19 protein-coding genes are annotated in these 22869 nt (G+C 58.7%); 10 read left to right on the forward strand and 9 right to left on the reverse strand.

Going from position 1 to position 22869, the window contains the following annotated elements:
* Positions 1 to 12: 12 nt before the first annotated feature.
* Positions 13 to 1866: a dihydroxy-acid dehydratase gene (gene ilvD / locus QKD99_RS04290; protein ID WP_347950805.1), complete on the reverse strand. Its 1854-nt coding sequence runs from the start codon at positions 1864 to 1866 to the stop codon at positions 13 to 15.
* A gap of 52 nt (positions 1867 to 1918) precedes the next feature.
* The gene (locus tag QKD99_RS04295; RefSeq protein ID WP_347950806.1) at positions 1919 to 2461 is read right to left on the reverse strand and encodes a PH domain-containing protein; all 543 of its coding nucleotides are present in this window, start codon (positions 2459 to 2461) and stop codon (positions 1919 to 1921) included.
* Between the two features lie 308 nt (positions 2462 to 2769).
* On the opposite strand from QKD99_RS04295, the gene QKD99_RS04300 reads away from it, so the two are divergent.
* The 9 genes from QKD99_RS04300 (at position 2770) to QKD99_RS04340 (ending at position 13392) form a co-directional block, all read left to right on the forward strand.
* On the forward strand, positions 2770 to 4620 hold the full coding sequence (locus QKD99_RS04300; protein WP_284867804.1) for an acetolactate synthase large subunit: 1851 nt from the start codon (positions 2770 to 2772) through the stop codon (positions 4618 to 4620).
* 2 nt (positions 4621 to 4622) lie between these two features.
* Complete coding sequence (gene ilvN, locus QKD99_RS04305; RefSeq protein ID WP_347950807.1) at positions 4623 to 5207, forward strand: acetolactate synthase small subunit; 585 nt, start codon at positions 4623 to 4625, stop codon at positions 5205 to 5207.
* Positions 5208 to 5240: 33 nt separating this feature from the next.
* Complete coding sequence (gene ilvC / locus QKD99_RS04310) at positions 5241 to 6254, forward strand: ketol-acid reductoisomerase (RefSeq protein ID WP_239278007.1); 1014 nt, start codon at positions 5241 to 5243, stop codon at positions 6252 to 6254.
* A 112-nt stretch (positions 6255 to 6366) separates the two neighbouring features.
* Positions 6367 to 8157, forward strand: coding sequence for a DUF262 domain-containing protein (locus tag QKD99_RS04315; RefSeq protein ID WP_284867805.1), 1791 nt, complete (start codon positions 6367 to 6369; stop codon positions 8155 to 8157).
* A 94-nt stretch (positions 8158 to 8251) separates the two neighbouring features.
* Entirely contained in the window at positions 8252 to 9052 is an 801-nt protein-coding gene (locus QKD99_RS04320; RefSeq protein WP_347950808.1) for a hypothetical protein, read from the forward strand.
* A 63-nt stretch (positions 9053 to 9115) separates the two neighbouring features.
* Positions 9116 to 10702 (forward strand): phosphoglycerate dehydrogenase, encoded by a 1587-nt coding sequence (gene serA / locus QKD99_RS04325; RefSeq protein WP_347950809.1) that lies wholly within the window; start codon positions 9116 to 9118, stop codon positions 10700 to 10702.
* 117 nt (positions 10703 to 10819) lie between these two features.
* Positions 10820 to 11839, forward strand: a complete 1020-nt coding sequence (locus tag QKD99_RS04330) for a 3-isopropylmalate dehydrogenase (protein ID WP_284766232.1) — start codon at positions 10820 to 10822, stop codon at positions 11837 to 11839.
* Positions 11840 to 12014: 175 nt separating this feature from the next.
* Positions 12015 to 12824 carry a fumarylacetoacetate hydrolase family protein gene (locus QKD99_RS04335; protein ID WP_225747046.1) on the forward strand — a complete coding sequence of 270 codons (810 nt, stop codon included), beginning with the start codon at positions 12015 to 12017 and terminating at the stop codon, positions 12822 to 12824.
* Positions 12817 to 13392: a class I SAM-dependent methyltransferase gene (locus tag QKD99_RS04340; protein ID WP_284813989.1), complete on the forward strand. Its 576-nt coding sequence runs from the start codon at positions 12817 to 12819 to the stop codon at positions 13390 to 13392. The genes QKD99_RS04335 and QKD99_RS04340 overlap by 8 nt, the downstream gene beginning before the upstream one ends.
* Here the strand turns inward: QKD99_RS04340 and QKD99_RS04345 are convergent.
* Complete coding sequence (locus QKD99_RS04345; RefSeq protein ID WP_284813991.1) at positions 13389 to 14492, reverse strand: isochorismate synthase; 1104 nt, start codon at positions 14490 to 14492, stop codon at positions 13389 to 13391. The two genes, QKD99_RS04340 and QKD99_RS04345, sit on opposite strands and share 4 nt — an antisense overlap.
* A 100-nt stretch (positions 14493 to 14592) precedes the next feature.
* On the opposite strand from QKD99_RS04345, the gene QKD99_RS04350 reads away from it, so the two are divergent.
* Positions 14593 to 15708, forward strand: coding sequence for a PHB depolymerase family esterase (locus QKD99_RS04350; protein ID WP_347950810.1), 1116 nt, complete (start codon positions 14593 to 14595; stop codon positions 15706 to 15708).
* A 76-nt stretch (positions 15709 to 15784) separates the two neighbouring features.
* Here the strand turns inward: QKD99_RS04350 and QKD99_RS04355 are convergent, their stop codons facing one another.
* From QKD99_RS04355 to QKD99_RS04380, 6 genes are read right to left on the reverse strand one after another with little or no spacing between them, the layout of a single operon-like run.
* Positions 15785 to 17233: a choice-of-anchor M domain-containing protein gene (locus tag QKD99_RS04355; protein ID WP_347950811.1), complete on the reverse strand. Its 1449-nt coding sequence runs from the start codon at positions 17231 to 17233 to the stop codon at positions 15785 to 15787.
* Positions 17230 to 18141: an anchored repeat-type ABC transporter permease subunit gene (locus QKD99_RS04360; protein WP_239278017.1), complete on the reverse strand. Its 912-nt coding sequence runs from the start codon at positions 18139 to 18141 to the stop codon at positions 17230 to 17232. Before QKD99_RS04360 ends, QKD99_RS04355 begins: the two co-directional genes overlap by 4 nt.
* Positions 18138 to 18866: an anchored repeat-type ABC transporter ATP-binding subunit gene (locus QKD99_RS04365; RefSeq protein WP_239278018.1), complete on the reverse strand. Its 729-nt coding sequence runs from the start codon at positions 18864 to 18866 to the stop codon at positions 18138 to 18140. The genes QKD99_RS04360 and QKD99_RS04365 overlap by 4 nt, the downstream gene beginning before the upstream one ends.
* Positions 18859 to 19737: a choice-of-anchor M domain-containing protein gene (locus QKD99_RS04370; protein ID WP_239278020.1), complete on the reverse strand. Its 879-nt coding sequence runs from the start codon at positions 19735 to 19737 to the stop codon at positions 18859 to 18861. The genes QKD99_RS04365 and QKD99_RS04370 overlap by 8 nt, the downstream gene beginning before the upstream one ends.
* Positions 19730 to 21241, reverse strand: coding sequence for an anchored repeat ABC transporter, substrate-binding protein (locus QKD99_RS04375; protein WP_347950812.1), 1512 nt, complete (start codon positions 21239 to 21241; stop codon positions 19730 to 19732). Before QKD99_RS04375 ends, QKD99_RS04370 begins: the two co-directional genes overlap by 8 nt.
* Positions 21241 to 22788: a choice-of-anchor M domain-containing protein gene (locus tag QKD99_RS04380; protein WP_347950813.1), complete on the reverse strand. Its 1548-nt coding sequence runs from the start codon at positions 22786 to 22788 to the stop codon at positions 21241 to 21243. Before QKD99_RS04380 ends, QKD99_RS04375 begins: the two co-directional genes overlap by 1 nt.
* Positions 22789 to 22869 lie beyond the last annotated feature (81 nt).

The following is a 22869-nucleotide window of genomic DNA, read 5'->3' on the forward strand; positions in this document are numbered from 1 at the left end:
AGTTAATACTGGCTAATTCACATGGCCATCGACCACGCGCACCGCGCCGCGATCGGCAGAGGTGGCCATGGCTGCATACGCACGCAGTGCCTTGGTGATGGGGCGGTTGCGGTTCACTGGAGTCCACGGTTGCTCGCGCTGTTCCTGGGCGGCTCTGCGGCGCTCCAGCACGTCCTCGTCCACATCGAGGGTGAGTTGGCGCTCGTGGATATTGATGGTGACGGTGTCGCCATTTTCGATGAGCCCGATAAGGCCCTGGTGGGCTGCCTCCGGGGAGATATGGCCGATGGACAGGCCGGAGGTGCCGCCGGAAAAGCGGCCGTCGGTAATCAAGGCGCATGCCTTGCCTAAACCGGCGCCCTTGAGGAAGGAGGTTGGGTGGAGCATTTCCTGCATGCCAGGGCCGCCGGACGGGCCTTCATAGCGAATGACCACCACGTCGCCGGGTTGGACTTCCTTATTCAGGATTATCGATACGGCCTCCTCCTGGGATTCCACCACTCGGGCAGGTCCGGAGAAGGTCCACAGCTCTTCTTCAACGCCCGCTGCCTTCACAATGGCACCGTCTGGAGCCAGGTTTCCGCGCAGGACAACCAGGCCGCCGTCGGAAGAAAAGGCATGATCGGCGTCGTGAATGCAGCCATTAGTGGCGTCAGTATCGAGCTCGTCCCAGCGGTTGGATTGGGAAAATGGTTCGGTAGTGCGCACGCCGCCCGGTGCGGCGTAGTACAGTTCGCGGGCCTCATCGGTGGCGTTCGGGTTGCGGATATCCCAGGCATCGAGCCACTGCTCGGCGTTGTCATAGAGCGCCGTATGCACCTTCAAGTTCAGGTGTCCGGCGCGGCGAAGCTCGCCCAAGATGGCGGGGATGCCGCCAGCGCGGTGGACATCCTCAATGTGGTAGGTGCCATTGGGCGCGACCTTGGACAGGCAGGGCACGCGGTAGGAGATGTCATTAATGTCATCGAGGGTGAAATCCACCTCGCCCTCCTGTGCGGCTGCGAGCGTGTGCAGGATGGTGTTGGTGGAGCCGCCCATGGCCATGTCTAGCGCCATGGCATTGGTGAAGGCTTCCTTGGTGGCGATATTGCGGGGGAGAACGGACTCGTCCTCCTCGCCGTAATAGCGGCGGCACATATCGACGATGGTGGAGCCAGCCTTTTCAAATAGGCTGCGGCGGGCCGTGTGGGTAGCCAGGGTGGTGCCGTTGCCAGGCAGTGCCAAGCCGAGTGCCTCGGTCAGGCAGTTCATGGAATTGGCGGTAAACATGCCAGAACAGGAGCCGCAGGTGGGGCAGGCGGATTCCTCTACCTGGGTTAAGTCTTCATCAGATACCGCGTCGTTGGCCGAGGCGGTAATGGCGGTGATGAGGTCGGTGGGGGCGTGGGCGACGCCATCAACCACGACGGCTTTGCCGGCCTCCATCGGTCCACCAGAGACGAAGATAGTGGGAATGTTCAGGCGCAGCGCCGCATTGAGCATGCCCGGGGTGATTTTATCGCAATTAGAGATACATACCAGGGCGTCGGCAGTGTGGGCATTGGCCATGTACTCGATGGAATCGGAGATGATTTCGCGTGAAGGCAGCGAGTAGAGCATGCCGCTATGTCCCATGGCGATGCCATCATCGACGGCGATGGTATTGAATTCCTTGGGTACGCCGCCGGCCGCGCGCACGGCGTCGGCGACGATATCGCCAACGTTTTTAAGGTGTACGTGGCCGGGGACGAATTGGGTGTAGGAGTTGGCGATGGCGACGATCGGTTTGCCAAAGTCATTTTCCTTGGTGCCGGTGGCCCGCCAGAGGGCGCGGGCGCCAGAGGCTTGGCGGCCGACGGTAGTTACTTTTGAACGCAGCGGGAACATGGTTTTCAGTCACCATTCCTTCAAGGGATGTGGGGGAGTGTAGGCGGCGTATTTAGTTTTCGGCCGAAGGCTTGAGCTCGGGGTGGCGCTCGAGGTAGTCCTCATACTCTTCTTTGCTGAGGAGGACTTGTTGGCCGTCACGGTGGACAATGACCACCTTGTCATCTGCCGCTTCACGGCCCTGGGTAAGGGCATCAGGGATGCGGCCGCGGGAGGCCTCCGAAAGTCGCGGGAGCGAGTTAAAGGTAACGCCGGGCAAGCTGTGCTCCGCGCCGGCCGTGGTGCGAGCGAAGGCGCGGGCGCGTTGGAAGCCGATTCCGGCAAAATCGTCCCATGCGATCTGGATATTCTTCCGGAAGGCGTAGGAGATAGCGATTCCGGATTCGGAGACTTTGGTGCGGGATTTTATGACCCACCACAATCCGAGGATGGGGATAATGAACAGCCATGCGAGGTATTTGGGGGCCCATCCGATGCTCAGCAGAGCAATGGCGGACAGGATGAGGATGCCCAGGATATGGTCGCGGGATGGCTTGAAAACCTCTGCCTGGGTGGTGGACTGACGAGGTTTATTGTCCTTAGGTGGTGGAGTCATAGTGTGCAAGCCTAATTCACTTAGGCGGGCAAGGGCGAACCTATTTTTCAGGCGTGTCCCATCACATGGGAATGTGATCCCAAAAGGGGGTAATCGGCACGTGCGCAATACCTATCAGTGTATAGTCATGCCCATGATCATTATTCGACTTCAGGTAGTACCAACGCGGTGGTGACCGCGACGACCGATGACGTCGACGCATTTCGCCCCCGCAGACAGACAAGCCCGCGGGGGCTTTGTTCATATCTGGGGCCGGTATCGATGATGATCAGGACCTGTAAAAGACCAATTCAAGGAGCACATTAACCGTGGTTACGACAACTTCGCCCACGCCCGCTTCGGTGGCTGCGGCCTCACGCGCCCACGCTCCGGAGCGGATGAGTGGTGCCCACGCCATTGTCCGCACTCTCGAAGACTTGGGAACCGATCTCGTCTTCGGCATTCCAGGCGGTGCCGTGCTTCCTCTTTACGATGCTTTGCACACCTCGACCAAGCTGCGGCACGTGCTCACCCGCCATGAACAGGGTGCCGGCCACGCTGCCGAAGGCTATGCCCAAGCTTCCGGCAAGGTAGGCGTATGCATTGCCACCTCCGGGCCGGGTGCGACCAACTTAGTGACAGCGCTTGCCGACGCAAACCTGGACTCCGTTCCCATCGTCGCCATCACCGGCCAGGTGGGCAGCAACCTATTGGGAACCGATGCCTTCCAAGAGGCCGATATCCGCGGCGTGACGATGCCGATTACCAAGCACAACTACATCGTGACAGAACCCAGCCAGATTCCAGCTGCCATTGCAGCCGCATTCCATCTGGCTTCTACGGGCCGTCCGGGGCCGGTCTTGGTGGATATCCCAAAGGACGTGCAAAACGATGAATTGGAATATTCCTTCCCGGCTACGTTTGATCTGCCTGGATATAAACCGACGACCAAGCCGCATCATCGCCAGATCGTGCAAGCGGTTGAGCTCATTGCACAGGCAGAAAAGCCGGTCATCTATGCCGGTGGCGGTGTCATCAAGGCTGAGGCGGCCAAGGAGCTGCGCGAGTTTGCGGAATTTTCCGGAATCCCCGTCGTGACTACGCTCATGGCCTTAGGTGCCTTTCCGGAATCTCATCCGCTGCACATGGGGATGCCGGGCATGCATGGCACCGTCCCTGCAGTTGCGGCCATGCAGCGAGCTGACCTGTTGATTACTATCGGCGCGCGATTTGATGATCGAGTAACCGGTGATACCTCCACTTTTGCCCCTGGGGCCCAGGTAATTCATGCTGATATTGACCCGGCTGAAATTGGGAAAATCCGCGACGTTGCCGTGCCAATCGTGGGTGATGCCCGCAACGTGTTGGCAGGTCTCTTAAAGGAGTACCGCAAAAACTCCGCGGTGAATTCTCCGCAGGTAGGCCCATGGCGAGATTACCTCGATAGGCTCAAGAAACGGTTCCCCCGTGGCTATGATCCCACTCCGGATGGGCAGCTCAATCCCCAATTTGTGTTGGAAAAGCTGAGTGAAACCGTAGGTCCTGAGGCTATCTACTGTGCCGGTGTGGGGCAGCACCAGATGTGGTCGGCACAGTTCATTGACTTTGAACACCCACGCTCCTGGATCAACTCCGGCGGTGCCGGAACTATGGGCTATGCCGTGCCGGCGGCCCTCGGTGCCAAGGCAGCATGCCCGGATAAGGAGGTGTGGGCGATTGACGGTGACGGTTGCTTCCAAATGACCAACCAGGAGCTCACCACCGCGGCATTGGAGGGCTTTCCGTTTAAGGTTGCCGTCATTAATAACGGCAACCTCGGCATGGTCCGTCAGTGGCAGACACTGTTTTTTAATGAGAACTACTCCAATACCAAGCTGCGAGAACGGGATGTCTATACCCCAGACTTCGTACGACTAGCAGAGGCGCTGGGGTGCGAGGCCATCCGCGTCACCTGTGAGGAAGAAGTGGTGCCGGCCATTGAACGGGCCCGCGCAATCAATGACCGCCCCGTGGTCATTGACTTCATCGTTGGTGAGGATGCCCAAGTCTGGCCAATGATCGGTGGTGGGGCGTCTAACGAGGAAATTCAGTATGCCCGCGGCTTGCGCCCGCTGTTTGATGAAAATGAATCGGCAGCAGAAACTCCTGCCGATATCGACGAGACTATCCAGGAGGTATAGGCATGGCCCCCAGTGACGTTTCCCGGCATACCCTGTCGGTCCTGGTAGAAGACGTAGAGGGAATTTTGTCGCGCGTGACGGGCATGTTTTCCCGACGTGGATACAGCATCATTTCGCTGGTTTCTGCCCAAACGGAAAATCCAGGGATTAACCGGCTGACCATCGTGGTCGATGCTTCCGAAAGGATTATGGAACAGGTGACCAAGCAGCTCAACAAGATTGTGCCGGTCATCAAGGTGGTGGAGCTCGAAACGGACTCGACCGTGGCGCGAGCCCTGATGCTGGTCAAGGTGGCTGCGAATAATGCCAACCGGCCGCAGGTGGTCGATGCCGTTAATATCTTCCGTGCCCGCGTGGTAGACGTGGCACAAGAATCGGTGGTCGTGGAGGCTACCGGCACCCCTGGAAAGCTGGCGGCGCTTCTCGATGTCCTGGAGCCATTCGGTGTGCTCGAGCTGGTGCAGTCTGGTGACGTGGCCTTGGGGCGTGGTCCCAAGGCGATGGCACCCCCGCGAAATTATATCCCATCATATGGGCATAGCGTCTCATGCAGTGGTACAGTGCTAGGTGGGACGTTGATTCATTGAACTTACAATCACTACAGAATTGAGGACTACAACATGGCTATTGAAACCTTTTACGACGATGATGCGGATCTGTCTATCATTCAGGGTCGTAAGGTAGCCGTTATCGGATACGGCTCCCAGGGGCACGCGCACTCGCAGAACCTGCGCGATTCCGGCGTGGAGGTTGTTATTGGTCTGCGTGAAGGCTCCAAGTCGGCCGAAAAGGCTGAGGAGGCAGGCTTTGCGGTCAAGACCGTTGCAGAGGCTGCCAAGTGGGCGGATGTAATCATGCTGCTGGCACCAGATACCTCTCAGAAGCAGATCTTTGAAGATGAAATTGCCCCCAATCTGGAAGATGGCAATGCGCTGCTGTTCGGACACGGCTTGAATATTCACTTCAAGCTGATTGAACCACAGGCCAATGTCACTGTCGGCATGGTTGCCCCTAAGGGCCCTGGACATCTGGTTCGCCGCCAGTTCGTTGACGGCAAGGGCGTTCCGTGCCTGATTGCTACCGAACAGGATCCTAAGGGCGAAGGCCATGATCTGACCCTGTCTTATGCAGCAGCTATCGGTGGTGCGCGTGCCGGCGTTATCCCGACTACCTTCGAAGCAGAGACGGTTACTGACCTCTTTGGCGAGCAGGCCGTCCTGTGCGGTGGCGTAGAGTTCCTGATTCGTACCGGCTTCGAGGTTCTGACTGAGGCTGGCTACGAGCCGGAAATGGCCTACTTTGAGGTACTGCACGAGATGAAGCTCATCGTGGACCTGATGTTTGAGGGCGGCATCGCCAACATGAACTACTCGGTATCTGATACCGCCGAGTTTGGCGGCTACATTTCTGGCCCTCGTGTTATTGATGCCGATGCCAAGCAGCGCATGAAGGATATCTTGTCCGATATCCAGGACGGCACCTTCACCAAGCGCCTGCTGGCCAATATTGAGGGCGGCAACAAGGAGCTGGAGAGTCTGCGTGAGGAATTTGCGCAGCACGAAATTGAAAAGACCGGCACCAAGCTGCGCGATTTGATGAGCTGGGTCAAGAACCCGCTGGATGCTACTGCCTAGGAATAACAGGCGGCGTCTGTGGCGCACACCCACGGTGAACAGGCATGTTTACCGTGGGTTTTGCTTTATTTGTGTCAGGTAAAACTCCGGTGCGGGGAGTAGGATGAGGGCCATGGGTTTTACGACGCCAAGCTATGATCTCAAAGACCTTTTTGCACGAATTGATCGCGGGGATATCCAGCTACCTGACTTCCAGCGCAGCTATGCCTGGGATGAAGATCGTATTCGATCTCTTATTGTTTCCGTGCTGCGCGGCTATCCCATCGGCGCGCTCATGGCTCTTGACACCCGAAACGAAAAGATGCGCTTTCGTCCCCGTGCCCTTGCGGGCGCACCTGACACTGGCGTCGACCCCGGCTTGCTCCTGTTGGACGGGCAACAACGCCTGACCACCCTGTATCACTGCTTCAACGGCGAAGGCTTCGTAGACACCACTGACTTCCGCAAGAAGAAGATTCACCGCCGCTTTTTCATCGATATTCGCGCGGCCGTGCGCGGTGATCTCATGCCGGATGACGCCATCTTCGCGGTCAATCAAGACGGTAAGATTCGTTCGCACTTCGCACCGGCAATTGAGGGCGACATCCTATCGCGTGAAGATGCACTAGAGAATATGTGCATTCCCGTAGCTTCGTTGTTGAGCGAAAACGGCGTCAGCATGCTCTTTGAACTTGCAGCAACCAAGCAGGAATACAGTGCAGAACTGGCGGCTTTTAATAATCGCATCATTCGGCCATTGTCCGGTTATGACCTGCCAATGATTCGACTTTCCCGCGAGACGGAGCGAGCCGGCATCGGCTCGATTTTTGCCCAAGCAAACTCGGCTGGTCTGCAGATGGACGTATTTGACCTTCTTACTGCCGTTTTCGCCTCTGAGGACCCCAGCTTTCACTTGGCCGCTGATTGGCAGGAAGTGGAAAAGGACCTGCGTAAGTCCCCAGCCTTGGATGGAATTGGGCGCACCGAGTTTCTTTCCGCAGTATCGCTTCTGGTCTCCGGCGAAAAGGGCTGTGCCGGTGGCCAGCGCGAGGATATTTTGAAGTTGTCTTTGGCGGAGTACAAGTCGGCGGCCAACGATCTGCGCATTACTTTCCGCGAAGTCTCCGAGTTCCTCGCGCAGCGCTGCATCCTTAGCATGGACCAAGTTCCGTTTAATGAGCAGATCGTTCCCCTGGCAGTCATCATCGCCCGGTTGGCTAAGCGCGGGGGAGCGCTGTCTACCCAGCAGTCGTGGGACCGCATCAACCAGTGGTTCTGGTGTGGTGTCTTTGGCGAGCTCTACGGTTCTTCTGCGGTGCAGCTGCGCGCTGCTCGCGACGTCGATGAGGTCACCGAATGGGTAGCCGGTGCTACGGATGAGGCTCCGAAAACTGTCACCGATGCCGCCTTCCGTGAATCTCGTCTGCTTTCCGTAGATGACAAAGACGGTGTCTGGCATGGCCTTTACGCCCTTCTCATGGCGCGCGGCGCGAAGGACTGGCGCACCGGAAAGGCCTTCAATCGCCATACGTTTGAAGAGCTGAAGCCAGGATTCTTCCCCGTGTTTCCTCTGAACTGGTGCAAGCGCCACGGAGTTGATCCCGTTTTGGCAGAGTCAGTCATGAACTACACCCCGATGGGCAAGCGTACCGAGGTGGTGCTCGACGGTTTCGCTCCTAACCGCTACCTTCCCCGCGTTCAGTCCAAGTCCATCATGGAAGATGTGCAATTTGATGAGGTGCTAGCATCTCACGAAATGAATCTGGATTATCTGCGCGCATCACAGCCGCGTGAATTCCTTGCGGATCGCCGCCATAGGTTCTTGGACATCGTGGAATATGCTTTAGGTAAACCCGTTATTCGTGATGTGGATGAAACAAACCTTTGTGGTGGAGAGGAAGGTCCGCAAGCTTTTGATCGCTAAATCTGTGCGCTTGGCAGCCACAGTGCTGGTTGCTGCACTAGCGCTATCAGCCTGTGGCACTTCGGTCACAGAATCCAGGCTGGTCAAACGTGGTTTGTCCGATTTGGACGAGTCTGAAATTGACCTCAACAAGGCCAAGGCGGAAAACCAAAATCGGCTCATTGACCCGAAATTTGATCAAAGGTTTGTCATTGTCGATGACACCATTGGGATTGAAGCCAGCCGCCTATTTTTTGAAGACTCGGATTCCCTGGTCCTTTTCGCAGGGGATGATAAATCAACCCTTCGAGCAGCGACTTTGGCGGTAAACCAGCATTTGCCGGCGGTGCAGTATGACGATGATAGGCGTTTGGAAATCCATAAGCTGCTCACGGACTTAGGGGTAAGTCGCTTGGTGGTTATTGGAGACGTGCCGTGGACGGAAACATCTGGGGACTTCAACGTGATCAAGGATCCGGGAACGCATAAAGCATTGGGGGAGTTCACGGCATTCCAGTACGGCTCCAAGGTGGTTGCTTCCCCAGAACAGATGGTGAAGGATATCGCGCGTTTGGATAAGACTCCCCAAGTGGAGCTGCGCCCTGCGTGGGTGCCGTATGAAGGCGAGGCGCGCACTGATGAGAAAAAGAAGAACCCCATACCAGCGCAGTCCCGCAGGGACGGCCAAATGGCGCCGAATATCGTCGCAACTAAAGATAGCCCCATCGCAAACGTCATTACGGCGGCGGCCTACGGTGGAAGGGTTTTGGTGATGCCGACTGCCGATCCGTTGCAGGATAAACACAGTATGGCCGCTGTTGCCGGCCTAGAGGATGGCGCCCTAGTGGCCCTGGGGCCGGAATTCGGTCGAGTGAAAGAATTTAAGGCAAAAATCAAGCAGGGCAACCCCGACTGAACTACACTTCCTTGACACGCGGACATCCCGCGTGCACCGCATTTCACTTAAGCGAAGGAAGATATGTCGAAGCCGGTAGTTCTCATTGCCGATAAATTAGCTCAATCTACAGTTGCGGCCCTGGGGGATTCCGTTGAGGTTCGTTGGGTAGATGGGCCGAACCGTGCGGAGCTCCTCGCTGCGGTTCCGGATGCAGAGGCTTTGCTGGTGCGCTCTGCCACAACCGTTGATGCAGAGGTATTGGAAGCGGCCACAAAGCTCAAGATTGTGGGCCGTGCCGGGGTAGGACTGGACAATGTCGATATTCCGACGGCCACAGACAAGGGCGTCATGGTGGTCAATGCGCCAACATCGAATATTCACTCTGCGTGTGAACAGGCAGTTGCACTGCTCTTAGCGACGGCGCGCCAGATACCAGCGGCCGACCAGTCCCTGCGCGAAGGGGAGTGGAAGCGCTCTTCTTTCAAGGGCGTAGAGGTCTACGGAAAGACCATCGGCATTGTCGGCTTCGGACACATTGGCCAGCTCTTTGCCCAGCGTCTGAAGTCCTTTGAGACGACCATTGTCGCGCACGATCCCTATGCCAACCCGGCTCGCGCGGCGGCGCTGGGCGTGGAATTGGTTGAGCTGGAAGAACTGATGTCGCGTTCCGATTTCGTGACCATTCACCTGCCAAAGACTCCCGAGACTGCAGGAATGTTTGATAGAGAACTTTTGGCCAAGGCGAAGCGAGGACAGATTCTCATTAACGCAGCGCGAGGCGGTTTGGTAGACGAGGCGGCCCTGGCTGAGTCTATCGAGTCGGGACATCATCGAGGTGCGGGCTTTGACGTTTATTCCACGGAACCGTGCACTGATTCTCCGCTCTTTAAGCTGCCGCAAGTCACCGTGTCCCCGCACCTAGGCGCATCCACTGTAGAGGCCCAGGACCGCGCGGGAACAGATGTAGCGGAGTCGGTCTTGAAGGCTCTCGAAGGAGAGTTTGTGCCGGATGCTGTCAACGTCTCTGGCGGGACAGTGGGAGAAGAGGTTGCTGGTTGGTTGGACCTCGCCCGCAAGCTAGGACTTACTGCTGGCCGCCTTTTGGGTCAGGCCCCCGTTGCCGTTGAAGTGGAGGCCTGCGGCGAGTTGTCTACCGAAGACGTAGAAGTGCTAGGACTTTCTGCTGTCCGAGGCCTGTTTAGCGGCGTTACTTCGGAGCCGGTGACCTTTGTCAATGCAATGCAGATCGCAAAAAGTCGCGGGGTAGAGGTGGAGGTAACTACTAATACGGAGTCCAAGGGGCATCGTTCTTCCCTGCAGGTGAAGGTTATTGGCGCCGATGGCGAGAGCTCCTCGCTCACCGGCGCACTTATCGGCATCGATGGAACCGAAAAGTTTATTCGCATCAACGGCCGCGGCGTAGATATGCGTGCGACCGGCCGCAACCTCTTCTTCCGCTACGCGGACGCCCCAGGTGCATTGGGGACGGTAGGAACCAAGTTGGGTGCTGCGGGAATCAACATCGTGGCAGCCGCTCTTACGCACGGTAAACAGGAATCTGATGCTGTGCTGATTCTGCGCGTGGAGGCCGAGGTGCCAGAGCATCTCATCGCCGACATTAATGCGGCCTTGGGAGCTGAATGCGAACAGCTGGACATGGAAGCATAAGGCTGCGGACTGCAACAGAGTCTCAACCCGCGTGGTGTTAGGTAATTTCCTGCGCCACGCGGGTTTCTTTTGGTAGGGTAAGTCCATATCCACTCTGTGAGAAAGGAATCCTACATAATGAAACTTGCGGTGATTGGCGGCGACGGAATTGGGCCAGAAGTGACGGCCGAGGCGCTCAAGGTGCTGCGAGCCGTTCGCTCCGATATCGAGACCACTGATTATGATCTCGGCGCGCGCCGTTATCTGCGCAATGGGGAGCTTCTCACGGACGCTGACTTGAAGAGTCTGCGCGAACACGATGCGATCCTGTTGGGGGCGATCGGCGCCCCCGGTGAGGTGCCACCAGGCGTGCTGGAGCGAGGGCTGTTGCTTAAGATGCGGTTTGCGCTGGATCATCACGTGAACCTGCGCCCGTCCAAGCTCTATCCCACCGCTTCCTCGCCGCTCGCTGAACCGGGTGATATCGATTTCGTTGTGGTGCGCGAAGGTACCGAGGGGTTGTACTGCGGAAACGGCGGTACCTTGCGAGAGGGAACTGAGCACGAGGTGGCCAGCGAGGTATCGCAAAATACTCGTTTCGGTGTGGAGCGTGTGGTGCGCGATGCGTTTGCGCGGGCAGCGCAGCGCAGTAAGCATCTGACCTTGGTGCATAAGACAAATGTCTTGGTCAATGCTGGTGGGTTGTGGCAGCGCACCGTTGATGAAGTCGCCGCCGAGTTTCCAGAGGTTCGGGTGGATTACCAGCATATTGATGCTGCAACCATTTATATGGTGACCGATCCGGCGCGCTATGACGTCATTGTCACCGATAACCTTTTTGGAGACATTCTCACCGATTTGGCGGGCGCGGTAACTGGCGGTATTGGCCTTGCTGCATCCGGAAACATCGATGCCTCAGGCGCGAATCCTTCCATGTTCGAGCCGGTGCATGGTTCTGCGCCAGATATTGCAGGTAAGGGGATAGCAGACCCAACGGCGGCAATCTTGTCCGCCGCCATGCTTCTTCGTCACCTGGGCGATGAGTCCAATGCGCGGCGTATTGAGGATGCGGTGGCACAGGATGTGGCGGACCGCGGTGCCGAACCAATAAACACCGTCGAAGTCGGTGACCGAATCGCCAAGCTGCTCGTCGAATAGAAGCGGGCTTTTTGCGCTGGGCGCTTGCCGACGTCCCCAACCCCCGCGTCCTGGCGTAGTCCGCACTGGGGTTAGCAACGGTGATTAAAGGACAATGGGAATTTACTCAAATTAACTAATTAACACCGTATCCTTTGCACACATGTGAAGGTGGCTATTGAGTAGGATTACCGCTATGCGTTTAGGACGAATTGCACACCCAGAAGGAATCTGTTTCGCCATTATCGATGGGCCAAAAGATGCCCCAAAGGAAGAGCTAGTAGCAAAGGAAATTGCCGGCACGCCCTTCACCCCACCGGAGCCGACCGGCCGCGAGTGGAAACTTAACGAGGTTCGCCTCTTGGCACCGACCCTTCCCACCAAGGTGGTAGCGCTTGGACGCAACTATGCGGACCACGTTGCCGAGGTTTTCAAAAAGTCTGCAGATAGCCTTCCTCCCACCATCTTCATCAAGCCATCTACCGCGGTGATTGGCCCGGACGCCGCGATCAAGATCCCGGACTACGCCACCAATGTCGAGTTTGAAGGCGAGCTTGCCGTGGTCATTTCTAAGCCGTCGAAAAACATCAAGGCCGAGAACTGGAAAGACCACGTGCTGGGATACACCATCTGTAACGACGTTTCCTCCCGCGACCTGCAGTTTAAGGATGGTCAATGGGCTCGGGCCAAGGGTATTGACACCTTCTGCCCGCTCGGCCCGTGGATCGAAACCGATCTGGACAGCTTGAATCTAGACGATCAGAAGATTAATGCTTATCTGACGCACGAGGGTTCTCGCGAGCAAAAGCAGGATTCCAATACTGACCAGATGATTGTGAAGATGGGCGGCATTTTGGAGGAGATCTCCGCTGCCTATACCTTGCTGCCCGGCGATGTCATCACCACCGGCTCCCCGGCTGGCACCGCTCCTATGGTCCCAGGTGACACCATCGAAATCGAGATCCCGGGCCTCGGCACCCTGCGCAATACCATCCACCGTGCATAACCCGAGCCACCAAGAACACCGCGCCTGCGTACCCACCTCCGAGGAAATGGAGGAACGCTACCAGAGTTCTGAACGGGTGTGGTCGGGCAATCCCAATGAGACCCTTGTTGATTATGCTGCGAAGCTGACCCCTGGTACTGCCCTTGATATCGGGTGTGGAGAAGGCGCGGATGCGCTCTGGCTAAAGAACCACGGCTGGGATGTGTTGGGCATTGATTTCGCCCCGACTGCCGTCGCACGCACTAGGGCCCGCGGTGTCGCGGCGCAGGTCGCAACGTTTAGTGACTTTAGCCATGAGCCCTTTGACTTGGTCAGCGTCCACTATGGCGGGGTACGCGCCACGCCAGAAGAGGTGGAAAAGCTAGAGCGATTGGTGGCTCCAGGCGGAACACTGCTCTATGTCCATCACGATATGGAGTCGGCAGAGGCAGCGATGCCGGAATGGCTCGCGGAAAACCTGCGTGAGCTGGAAACGGTCGAGCTAACTCGTCGTGAACGCCACTTGACTGAAGGCGCGGGGGCGCACCACCAAAGCGATGTTGTGCTCGTCGCCAAGCGTGCAGCTTAGAGGCTAAGCGCCTTCAAAATGGTGCGCAGCTTGGCCGTGGTTTCTTCCAACTCGGCGTGGGCATCGGAATCGCCCACAATGCCACCGCCGGCCCAAGCACGCGCCGATAGTCCATCGCCGGCCACTTCTGCGCAGCGAATGGCTACCATGTACTCGCCGTCGCCGGAGCTATCACACCAACCGACCGCTCCGGCGTAGAATCCACGGTCCGTTTCTGCAGTCTCAATGAGGGCTTGGGCGGCCTCCGCAGGGGTGCCACAGATGGCCGGTGTGGGGTGTGTCGCCAGGGCAAGCTCAAGAGCGGTCAAGCCTTTATCCTTGAGTGTCCCGGAAATTGGCGTGCCAAGGTGCCACATCTCATTGGTGCTAATGAGTTGCGGGGCGTCCGGAATGTCTAGCTGCTCGCATAGCGGGCTAAGCACTCGGCGCAGGTGTTCCACTACGAAGGAATGCTCATGGAGATCCTTGGCGGAATGCAAGAGATCTTGACCTGCGATGTGGTCCTCAGCTGCTGCGCTGCGGCGCGGTGACGATCCGGCCAAGGGGAAGGCAGAAACGGTCGAGCCCTGACGCTTGACCAAAACTTCTGGAGAAGAACCAACCAGCATCGCGCCCGGCCGCCCAGCGGGGGAGAGATCGGCAATGAAGCCATCGCGGTTGGCGGAAAGGTCGATAAGGCGAGCCGCCACGAGGCGCGGATCAATAGCCTCAGGGAATTCGATATCTACGGCGCGGGCCAAAACCACCTTTTCCAGTTTGGAGGTTTCGATCGTGCCGATGGCCGCTTCAACTCGGCGCAGGTGCTCCTCGGGCTCTGGATCGAAGCCAACCACGCGGGAGCTCAAACTCTTATTGCGGTAGTAGGCGTGCGGTTCCAGCGGACCCTCTTCGCGGATGATGGCCTCCGGCACCGTTAGCGCGGCGGGCGTGTCAGAGTCGAACGGAATCGCACCGACGACCATGTCAACATCTTTGCTGCGCAGGGCAGAAATCGCCGCGTCGGTGTCATTAAAAGTGTGGCGCGCACCTTGGGTACGGACAGACCCCGTTGCTCGCGAAAGCAAAAAATCGGGGGCGGTGCTTGGTCTGTCTTCGTGCATGGGGATCTAGCTTAATGCCTTGGGCTTTTCTTACAGAATTGAGTGTGCACTGGGCGTGTAAACAGTGAATCAAGTGAATAATGTGGTTAATTTTAACCTTGTGGCTAATGTTACTAAGTTTCTTTATCGTTCCCTATACCTGATCCTCGCTGCTGCGCTGGCTAGCGCTGCGCTTGTGTGTGCTGCGCCTGCCCATGCACAAGAAGGGCCAACCCCCGCTCCTGCACCGGCCCCAGCTCCAGCACCGGCTCCCGAAAATGCAAAGCCGGTTACCCCGCAACCCGATGGGTCCCACCTAGTTCCAGAAGGTGTTAAGGAATCTACCCCGGCACCAGTAGAAGGTGGCAGCAGCGATGACAATGCGGCCCCTGCTCCGGAGGGATCATCTCTTCCCGAGCCAGCGCCGCGGCCGGCAATGGTTGATACCAGCATCAATCCGAACCCGCCGTTTGCGCCGGGTTCCATGCAGTCCCTAGAGATGGAGCACGAGGGTAAGACCCGCAGGTACTTGTTGCGCATTCCTAACCACTATTCGCGGGAAAAGGCGGCCCCCGTTCTCTTCGGCTTTGGTGGGTGGGGAGATTCCCCGGAGAACTACTCCAACTATGCACGCATGCAGACCACTGAGGCCAATAACGAGGCCATCATCGTCTATCCAGAGGGATTCGAGCGCGCCTGGGAGGCGGCGCCTTATGCTAAGACGCGCGATGGGGAGGATATCCGCTTTATCAAGCGCATTCTTGACTCGGTAGACAAGGACTACCACGTTGATCGAAACCGCGTGTATGCCATGGGCATGTCTAATGGAGGCGGCTTTACCTCGGTGCTTGGCTGCCACGCACAGGACACCTTTGCTGCCGTAGCTATGGTTTCGGGTGCCTTCTACAACCCGGTTGAGGTCAACTGTGCCGATGCGCCGATGAATACCCTCATCATGCACGGCGTTAACGACAAGATGATGACCTATGAGGGCGGTGACCGGCACGAGGCTGGATACCTCCCGGTTCGTACGGTGCTCGGCGGCTACCTGAAGCGCAATCGCTGCGATATGACCTTCCAGTCCACTCCGGAAGCAGGCGGCTCGGAACGCTTGAGCTTTAACGGCTGCCAAAAGAATGTGCAACTGGTTAAGGTTCCGCAAGACCACACCTGGTTCTGGCAGCCAGATACGCCGAACGTGGTCTGGGACTTCCTGTCGTCCAAGACCCGGGTATAAAAGCAGTAGCTCTTAGCCACCGCTAAAGCCCAGAGGAGAGATCCTCTGGGCTTTTGCTTTTTAAGCCGGGCCTGCGCTAATCGACGCCCGGTATGTTCGCCGTGGCATCATTGGTCTGGTGCTGGTGTGGTGTCTTCTTTTTGCGGAAGAACTGGACATAGACCAACAGCCCGATGCCGAGCGCTAAGGCGAATGCGCCCAGTCCGGCCAGGATCCCCGCCCAGAAGCTGCTTTTTGCGAGGGTAGAGGTATAGGCAGCGGCATCGGTCAGCACATTCTTGCTGTCCTTGTTCTCTGTGTCTGTTGCATCTGGAACGTGCTGTGCACGGGGTGCGTCGGCGGATTTTGCTTTCGCACGGGACGAGGATTTTGTGCCCTTCGTACTGGCGGACTTCTTCGCAGTCGAGTGGGAAGAACCGCTGGTGGAAGCGGAGCGGTGCGAGCCAGATGACGTGCTCTTGCCTGATTTTGCGGTGGAGGCAGAGTCGTTGACACGGCTAGCCGAGTGGTGGGTCGTAGTTTGTGAACCAGAACTGGATTTTTGCGCAGGGGCAGTGGATCGGGTTGATGTCGGAGCGTGGGATTTTTGTGGCGCTCCAGACTTTTCAGTATTCTCCGGCTTCTTGTGCGTTGAGTGCTTGCCCTTTTCCGCTTCGTCAGGTGCGCCGCCGTCAAGGAATTTTTGGCCTTCCTGCAGGGTCTTCTCCAATTCCTTGTCCAACCCGGCAATGGATTTGTCTACATCTTTGATGTCCTTTTCCAGTTGCTTGGGGCGGCTATTCGCGCCGTTGCCAGAACCAGTGGCCGCATCCGCTTCGGAATAGTCCACGCCGCACAGGTCCTTCGCCTCAGCTTGCTTTCCTACGAGGAAGCCGGCATGGAGGTGGTGGCGGGAGCCGTCAGGAAGCTCAAAGGTAAAGCTCACCGCGTAGGTTCCGGGCTTGGTAAACGCAAATGCCGGGTGGGAATGCGAATTGCCTGGGTAATCCCAGGCGGATCCATCTTCAGTGTCCATGAGCACCGTGGCTTCGCCTAGCTCCGCCTGGTAGGCCACAATGCGCCCATCTTCTGGGCCCTGTGCGATCGCCATGCTTAAGGTTGCGGTGTCATCAGCGGCGAGTAGGTCTTCGGATAGCTCCTGGGTGTTAAAGCCCAGCCAGGGAGCGGTGGGGTCTTGGGTTTGAGGCAGCACCCAGCCTTCTTCAGGAAGGGAACTATCGCCGAGCCCAGATAGCGGCTGTTTCAAGCCATCGGACACCTCAATAGCAAAGGTCTCAGAGTCATGCTTGATTCCCTTGTCATCGTCTTTGACGGTGAAGCTGAGGTCGCCGGAATCGCCGCTAAGCGCCATGTCTTGGTGGCCCTTGGTAATGAGATCGAAGTCGCTGGCGGAGCAGGCCGTGGCGGACTCTTCTGCGTGGGCGGAGGTGGGGGCTATGCCGGCTACGCCCGTCCCTGAAAGTGAGCCGAGGCCGATGAGACTGGCAGCGCCTAGGGCCACCGTGGTGCGGCAGACTGGTTTCATGAGGTAACGGATTCCTTTCGTGGGGTGTCGGGACGTGGGGCGTCGGAAAGCGAGGCACCGGCGTGCTTGCGGGCGCCGAGGAGTGGATGGATGGCCCAAACGCTTAAGAAAATGACGGTGAGAGTGAGCACGATCGTGGCGCCGGCCGGAAGATCAATGGCCCATGCCAGGTAGATGCCGAAGAAGCTGGACAGCGCGCCGATGAGGGCGGAAAGCCACATCATGGTCGCAAGATGCGTGGTAAGCAGGCGTGCCGTCGCGGCCGGGGTGATGAGAAGTGCGAGGACCAAGATATTGCCAATGGTGCTCACAGAAATGACCACGGCGGCGGTGACACACAGGTACAACATGATGTCGAGCACAACAACGGGAAGCCCCATGGCGCGGGCGGTTTCCCGGTCCAGGCAGGTGGCGTTGAGTTGGGGGCCAAAAGCTACGACGACGGCGATAACCAGTGCGCACACGCTGGCCGCGACGATGATATCGCTGCGGGATACGCCGGTGAGCGAGCCGAAGAGAAAGCTGGTCAGCGAAGCACTATAGCCATCGGTGCGCGAGATGATCACCATGCCTAAGGCAAAGGCAGCGGCGAAGAAAATGCCGATGATGGAATCTGCCCGTACGTGGCGGCGCTGCGAAAAGGCGGCGATGAGCAACGCCACAACCGCTCCGGCCACCGCGCCACCGACGAGCACGGAGGCTTGCAAAGCGAAGGCTATGGCCAAGCCGGGAAAAACCGCGTGGGAGACGGCGTCGCCGATAAAGGCCATGCCGCGCAGCACCACGTAGCAGCCGACGACGCCGCAGACGATGGCCGCAAGCACAGAAATACCTACCGCGCGGGCGAGAAAGTCGAGGTGGGGGTTAGCTAGGTCGCGGAGGAAATCGAGGAAGGAAATTTCTATCATGCGGAGACTCCAATGGCAGAAAGCAGGGGAGAACCGGCGCGTACGCCAAAGGTTTGCGTCCACGGAGCGGTCTGGTGAAGAAGGCGCGGAGCGGAGTCATCGGCTACCACGGTGCCGTTAAAGAGGACCAAGCGGTGGCAGGAGTGCGCCGCTTCAGACAGGTTGTGGGTGGACATGAGGATGGCCTTGCCGCGCTGGGAAAGCTCCTCAAATAGCTCGAGTAGTGACTCGGTATTGGGGGCGTCGAGGCCGGTGAAGGGCTCGTCGAGCAGCAGCACGTCTGGTTGCGTGGCGAGCGCTCGGGCGATGAGGACGCGTTGGCGCTGACCACCAGAGAGCTCTTCGATGGGGCGGGTGGAAAAATCTTCCATGTTTACCAAGCGAAGAGCTTCTGCCGCCGCGGCGTGGTCCGCGGCGCGCGGCCGTTTGAGCCAGCCAATGATGCCGGTGCGCCCGCTGAGCACGGTGCGGTACACATTAATGGGAAAGCCCCATTCCACCTCGTGCCGCTGGGGAACGTAGCCCACGATTCCCCCGATCTCTCGGGTACCGGAGGAGGGGATGAGCCCTAAGATGGCACGCATAAGCGTGGTCTTGCCCGCGCCGTTGGGGCCTAAGAGCCCAATGAATTCGCCCGATCGGACCTCTAGGTTCGCACCTGTGATTACGCGCCGGTGGGATAGCGATACGTCCAGGTCGGCAACGGAAATGAGCGGTTTAGCCACGGCTATCGCCCCGCTTGGAAGAGCGCAGTACTAGGCCAAGGGCCAGCAGGAGTACGACGGCACCCACGCCGGCGAGGATAAAGACCCAAGTGGGGATGGAAGAGCCTGTGGTCTGGGCATCGTCTGGATTCCAAGTAGTATCTTGGGCCGCTTGGACGTCGGCATCATCGCCCACGGCAAAGGTGAGCACGCCATCGGTGCTGAAATCGGCGCCATCTTTGGTCTTGCCTTTGACCCTGATACCTACCTGATGGGTGCCTGGCTCTGTAAACGTCCAATTGGCATGGGTGTGGGTATTGAGGTCCACCCAGAAGTCTTCGTCGCTCTTTTGCGCGGTAGACCACAACAGCTGTGGTGCTTCAAAGCCGCCGTTTTGCAGGAAAAGGGAGAAGTCGCCAGGACCGGAGTGGCCGAGGAATTCCATGGTGACTCCGCGATCGGCGGCATCGACAAGCGAGGGCGCTTGGGTATTCCAACCCAGCCAGGGAACCCCGACCTGCTCGGTTTGGGGAACCACCCAGACCTTTTCGCCGGAATCGGCGCCTACAAAGCCAAAGTCATCGGTCTCCGGTAGGGTTTGCTGCGCCTTATCGCCCACGGCAAAGACAAGGTCATCCAGGTGGCGCCAGACGGGCTTGTCGCCGGCATCATCGCGGGCCATGAGTTCGGAATCGGTGCCGTCGAGCAAAGCGCCAACGTCAACGTGGCCGGTGTCGATGACCTTGTCCTCGCCCTGTGGGGCGATCTGTTCCTCGGCGCCGACGACTTGTGCGAGGTCGCCGGCCCAGGCAGGGCTCGTAGAAAAAGCAAGGCCGGCAGTAAGGGCGCAGGCGGCGGTGCGGATAGCGGTACGGGTAGCGAATTTAAGCATTGTTTTCTCCATCAGTGGAATTGGGGTTCAGGCAACGCTGGAGTGAATCAGCGTTGAACTTCATGAGGTCGATATAGGAGCCGACGGTGCCGTCCAGTGTGTCGCCATAAATGGGGCACAGCGCCACGCCTTGTTCCGCGGCGGCCTGGGTAAGGGTGTCGGCGCTGGCCTGTTGTACGGGCTCGACAAAAACAGCAGGCAGATGCAGGTTCTCCAGCGTGCGGCGCAAGGCTATAACCTCCCGCGGGGAAGGCTCGATGGCCGGGTTGGGCGTGACAAAGCCCGCCACCGAGATGTCATAGCCCTGCTCGAGGTAGGCGTAGCCATGGTGCGTGGTCACTAGGTGCCGGTTTTCAGCAGGGATAGAGGCAATGGCGCGGTCCACATAGGAATCCGTGTCCCGCAGGCGCTTGGTATAGGCCGCTGCCCGCTGCCGGTAGGCGGCCCCGTGGGAGGGATCTGCTTGCGCCATCTCCTCCGCAATGACATCCACGTAGGCGATAGCGTTGTCCACGTTGTGCCACAAGTGCGGATCCACCTCGCCATGGATGTGCTTGCCCAGCACGGCCTGCGGCAAGAGATAGGTATCCGAGCCCGGCGCGCCGAGGAAGCGGTAGGCCGGATCCGGCGGGATGGGCTGCAGTACTGACGAGGGGATAGATACCGCGGTGGTGGCGGGGTCAAAGCGTTTGTCTTGGTCGCGCAGGTCGATGCGGTGCTGGGCCAGGTTGGCCTCAATATCCAGGTGCCCGGAATCAATGGCCTGCATACCTTTAGGCGGGTTGACGCCCACGGCCACGGTGAGGTGCTGGACTTCGGTGCCCTCGGCCTGAAACCCAAGGTGGTAGATCCCAGGTTGGGAAAAACCCCAAGAGACGTGGGTGTGGGCGTTGGCAGGAAGGGCTACTGCATCTTCCTTGCCATCGACGCCATCGGCCGAGTTAAAGAGGACCTCCGGGGTACCGAAGGCGGAGACCACGTAGGCCGCCACGTCGCCCGGCCCGTCGGCTGAGACCATGCGAAAGTCCACCCCGGAGGAGTGTTGCGCGGCGCCGCTGATGCGCAGTCCTAGCCAAATGGCATCCAAGGAGACATCTTCTACCAGCGGCACCAGGGTGGCACCGCGGGTAGAGGCAGCGTCGGCGACCTCCACCACGGGAGCGTCGGTGGACTCGTGCAGCGTATCGATGAGGGCCTGCGGCTCCAGCAGGTAACCGTTGCTTAGCGCCAGGTTGGCATTGGCAATATCGCGCACCGTGCGCAGCGTTGGCTCGAAGGTATGCGGATCCTTGCCGCTGGGAATGAGGCTTTTTACCTGGGCATCTTCTCCTGCCACGTTGCGCGCTAGGTCTGCCAGGATTGGGGTGGTGGCCACCACGCTGAATCCTTCTCCGGTTCCGGCGTCACGAGCGGCCGAGGACGCACAACCAGCGGTGAGCAGGCAACTGGCCAAAAGTGCCCCTACGGTAAGGCGCCGGCGATTGTGGGAACATGAACTCCCCATTAGTCCGCTGCCTTAGCTACGGCCAGCCGCGCAATGCCCAGGCCGAGGAAGAGCATGCCTAGGCCCAACACCCCGATGCCGAGGGGCACGATGGGGGTCCCAGTATTGGCTAAAGAACCGCCCGTGCCTTGTGCCTGCGCCGACTGACCGTTGCTGGATCCGGTGTGTGAGGTAGAGCCGCTAGCGCTTGCCGACGACCCACCTGCCGCCGCGCCATTCCCACAGTCGCCGCCGTCTGGATTCACGGCAGCTCCCAGGTCGAAGTGCCCGTTATCAAACGCCTTGGCCGGTTCATCGCCGCCGACGACGAAATGGAGAGTTGCCTCACCGGCAACCTGCTTTCCCTCACCGGTTTGAGCCACTTGGCGGATGGTGACGTCATAGGTTCCCTGGGCGCCAAAGACCCAGTTGGGGTGCACGTGAGTATTCGGGGCGATGGAATGGGTGCCTTCCGCCGCATCAGCATTGCCGCGGAACCATTCCTCGCCAACGACCTTGCCCAGCCCGCCTTGGGAGTAGACCATCATCGGGCCGGGCCCTTTAAAGCCCACCAACTCCCAGGTGACATCGCCGGGGATATTCTCGCGCATCGATGGGCTTTGGGTATTCGCCCCTAACCACGGAACACCGTCGACCTGGGTAGAACCAATCATCCAGGCCTTTCCTGCTGGCACTGGTCCTACTTCTTGGGGGAGATCCACGCTGGATTTATCGGAGAGGTAGAAGGTGGCACCATCGGCATCGCGCCACTCGGAGGGCGAGACCGTATCGTCCTTGATTTGCGGGGTCATGCCCGGGGTGCATTCTTCGCCTGTTGCTGCGCCGGACGTGCCCGAGCCTGCTGCGTCGCTCTTGCCTGCAGATCGCTGTGTACTTGCTGCTTCCTGGTCAGTGGTGGCGTCGCCGGAATCAGCCGCGCGATCCGCGGTGGAGGCATCGCCGCCGTCGCCTACCTCCCAGGTGTAGGTCACCGCATTGCTGGACTCGCCATTGGAATGGGCGCGCACCGTCATGGTGTAGGTGCCGGCCTCGCTAAAAGCCCAATTGACGTGCTTGTGGGCAGGATGGGGCTGGTTGATGACCTCACCGCTGGTGAGCTCCATGGAACCGGAATCAGTCACGGCATTGATGCCACCAAAACTGCTGGTTTCAAAGACATACACGGAGCCCGGGCCGGAGACCTCGGCAAATTCCAGATCAACGCTTTCGAAGCCGCCATCGCGGACGGGTTGGGTATCCCAGCCCGGCCAGATGATGCGCTGGTCTTGGGCCTGTGGCAGGAAATAGGTGGGTTGGCCGATTTCTGGCACGCCCTCGGTGGCATCGGACCAGGCATCCTCGACGACTTTGAGCACTACGTCATCGCCAGAGCGCGGAACGGCAGACCCCGTGATGTCTTCCTTCATAGAAAGGTGCAGCGTGCCATCAGGGGCCGTGACGTAGAAGGCGTCGACGTGCCCGGAATCAAAGACCTCATCGAAGGCCAACGCTGCGCCGGGGGAGAAGAAGGCTAAAGCTGCGGCAAAGACAGCAGCAAGTACCGACATGAACCGACGCCGCTGTAGAGCGCGCCGGGAGGCGGAAGTGTGGGATTGATGCATTGTGGTGTCCCGTCTAGTCAGTTGGGT

This window comes from Corynebacterium sp. c3Ub_189 (assembly GCF_039907195.1).
Lineage (GTDB): Bacteria > Actinomycetota > Actinomycetes > Mycobacteriales > Mycobacteriaceae > Corynebacterium.

Excerpts from the sequence above, each read along its gene's own strand:
- serA (WP_347950809.1), top strand. The coding sequence starts at position 9,116 with ATGTCGAAGCCGGTAGTTCTCATTGCCGATAAATTAGCTCAATCTACA.
- QKD99_RS04380 (WP_347950813.1), bottom strand. The coding sequence starts at position 22,788 with ATGTCGGTACTTGCTGCTGTCTTTGCCGCAGCTTTAGCCTTCTTCTCC.
- ilvN (WP_347950807.1), top strand. The coding sequence starts at position 4,623 with ATGGCCCCCAGTGACGTTTCCCGGCATACCCTGTCGGTCCTGGTAGAA.
- ilvD (WP_347950805.1), bottom strand. The coding sequence starts at position 1,866 with ATGTTCCCGCTGCGTTCAAAAGTAACTACCGTCGGCCGCCAAGCCTCT.
- QKD99_RS04345 (WP_284813991.1), bottom strand. The coding sequence starts at position 14,492 with ATGCACGAAGACAGACCAAGCACCGCCCCCGATTTTTTGCTTTCGCGA.
- QKD99_RS04335 (WP_225747046.1), top strand. The coding sequence starts at position 12,015 with ATGCGTTTAGGACGAATTGCACACCCAGAAGGAATCTGTTTCGCCATT.
- QKD99_RS04360 (WP_239278017.1), bottom strand. The coding sequence starts at position 18,141 with ATGATAGAAATTTCCTTCCTCGATTTCCTCCGCGACCTAGCTAACCCC.
- QKD99_RS04295 (WP_347950806.1), bottom strand. The coding sequence starts at position 2,461 with ATGACTCCACCACCTAAGGACAATAAACCTCGTCAGTCCACCACCCAG.
- QKD99_RS04375 (WP_347950812.1), bottom strand. The coding sequence starts at position 21,241 with ATGGGGAGTTCATGTTCCCACAATCGCCGGCGCCTTACCGTAGGGGCA.
- QKD99_RS04330 (WP_284766232.1), top strand. The coding sequence starts at position 10,820 with ATGAAACTTGCGGTGATTGGCGGCGACGGAATTGGGCCAGAAGTGACG.
- QKD99_RS04370 (WP_239278020.1), bottom strand. The coding sequence starts at position 19,737 with ATGCTTAAATTCGCTACCCGTACCGCTATCCGCACCGCCGCCTGCGCC.
- QKD99_RS04315 (WP_284867805.1), top strand. The coding sequence starts at position 6,367 with ATGGGTTTTACGACGCCAAGCTATGATCTCAAAGACCTTTTTGCACGA.
- ilvC (WP_239278007.1), top strand. The coding sequence starts at position 5,241 with ATGGCTATTGAAACCTTTTACGACGATGATGCGGATCTGTCTATCATT.
- QKD99_RS04355 (WP_347950811.1), bottom strand. The coding sequence starts at position 17,233 with ATGAAACCAGTCTGCCGCACCACGGTGGCCCTAGGCGCTGCCAGTCTC.